The 2,157-nt window shown below is 71.4% G+C and carries 2 protein-coding genes; both read right to left on the bottom strand.

What is annotated here, in order from left to right; genetic code table 11:
• The coding region (locus G6017_RS11190; protein WP_524536289.1) for an urease accessory UreF family protein at positions 1 to 268 on the bottom strand (268 nt) is incomplete at its 3' end.
• Positions 265 to 2,157 (bottom strand): urease subunit alpha (gene ureC / locus G6017_RS11185; RefSeq protein WP_524536288.1); only part of this gene is annotated, 1,893 nt, incomplete at its 5' end. The genes G6017_RS11190 and ureC, both read right to left, overlap by 4 nt.

Raw genomic sequence — 2,157 nt, 5'->3', positions numbered from 1 at the left:
TGCGGGTCACCGCGTCCAGCAGTGCGTCCGTGTCACGGCCCCCGTGCTCGCGGGTAGCCGCCCACGCGAGCGCGAGCGCGACCGAGTCCGCCGGGCCGATGGCGTGGCGCAGCATCGAGTGCAGCACCTCCGGTAGGCGCCGGGCGTCGACCTCCCCGCGCTGGGCCAGCCCCTCGAGCCCGTGGGACAGGGTGTACATCCCGGAGGGGAAGGACGAGTCGGTGAACTGCAACGCGAGCAGCAGCCGCGACAGATCGGTGCCGCTCATGCCAGGTAGTGCAGCTGGGCCAGCGGCAGCGTGGTGGCCGGGGCGATGGTGGCGGGCTCGCCGTCGACGGTCACCACGTACGTGTCGGGGTCCACCTCGATCTTCGGGCAGCGGTCGTTGCGGACCATGTCCTTCTTGCCGATCCCCCGGCACCCGCGCACGGGCAGGCACGGCGAGGTCAGGCCCAGTTGCTCCGGGACGCCGGCCTCGATCGCCGCCGCGGACAGGAACGTCACGCGAGTGGACTGCATGGCCCCGCCGTACGCGCCGAACATCGGGCGGTAGATCACGGGCTGCGGGGTGGGCAGGGACGCGTTCGGGTCGCCCATCGGCGCCCACACGATCATTCCCCCCTTGATCACCAGCGACGGCTTGGCGGCGAACGAGTCGACCGGCCACACCACCAGGTCCGCGAGCTTCCCGGGTTCGATCGAGCCCAGGTGATCGGCGATTCCCGCGGCGATGGCGGGGTTGATGGTCATCTTGGCGACGTAGCGCAGGACCCGCTCGTTGTCGTTGCGCGCCCCGCCCTGACCGTCGGGGGACGCGACCACGTCCTCGGGCAGCGGCCCGCGCTCGACCCGGCAGTGGTGGGCGGTCTGGAACGCCCGTTGCCACGACTCCCCGATCCGGCCCATGGCCTGGGAGTCGGAGGAGAAGATCGAGATGATCCCCTCGTCGTGCAGCACGGTCTCGGCGGCGATGGTCTCCGCCCGCACGCGGGAGTCGGCGAAGCTCACGTCCTCGGGGATGTCGTGCGACAGGTGGTGGCAGACCATCACCATGTCGAGCAGCTCGTCGACCGAGTTCACCGTGTACGGCAGCGTCGGGTTGGTGGAGGCGGGCAGGACGTTGGGCTCGCCGCACACCCGCAGGATGTCGGGCGCGTGGCCGCCGCCGGCGCCCTCGGAGTGGAAGGTGTGGATGGTCGAGTCGCCGAACGCGGCGCGGGTGTCCTCGTAGAAGCCGGACTCGTTGAGGGTGTCGGTGTGGATCGCGACCTGCACGTCGTACTGGTCGGCGACCTCCTGCACGCAGCGGATGGTCGCCGGGGTGGTCCCCCAGTCCTCGTGGATCTTCAGTCCCGCCGCTCCGGCCACGATCTGCTCGACCGCCGACTCGGGCTGTGAGGTGTTGCCCTTGGCCAGGATCCCGATGTTCACCGGCAGCCCGTCGGCGGCCTGCAGCATCCGGCCGATGTTCCAGGCGCCCGGCGTGCACGTGGTCCCCTTGGTGCCCTCGGACGGGCCGGTCCCTCCGCCGAACATGGTGGTCACCCCGTTGGACAGGGCCTCGTCCACCTGCTGTGGGGCGATGAAGTGGATGTGGGTGTCCACTCCCCCGGCGGTGACGATCTTGTGCTCGCCCGCCACCACCTCCGTGCCGGGCCCGATCACCAGGTCGGGGTGCACACCGTCCTGCAGGTGCGGGTTACCGGCCTTGCCCACGGCCACGATCCGGCCGTCGCGCACCCCGATGTCGCCCTTGACCACGCCGATCACGGCGTCGAGGATCGTGGCCCCGGTGATCACCAGGTCGAGCGCGCCCGAGGCCCGCGTGCCGGCCGGGTCCTGCGCCATGCCGTCCCGGATCGCCTTGCCGCCGCCGTAGACGGCCTCCTCGCCGTAGCCGGACGACCCGTCGGTGGTGACGGCGTTGTGATCAACCGTGACCTCGACGGTCAACACCGTGTCCGCCAACGTCAGTCGGTCCCCGACCGTGGGACCGTAGATGTCGGTGTAGGTCGCGCGCGGGAGCACGGTCGGCGGGCCCTCGGCGACGGGAACACCGTCCGCGGGCGGCCGGGCCTCGTTGTCGTCGTCATCGGCCACGTCCGCGCTGTCGCAGAGGAACCCGCCGTCGCGCATGCGCCCCAGCGCGCGCTCACG

The sequence above is a fragment of the Dietzia sp. B44 genome (genome assembly GCF_014145245.1).
Lineage (GTDB): Bacteria > Actinomycetota > Actinomycetes > Mycobacteriales > Mycobacteriaceae > Dietzia > Dietzia natronolimnaea.
This window is presented reverse-complemented; position numbering and strand designations above follow the sequence as displayed.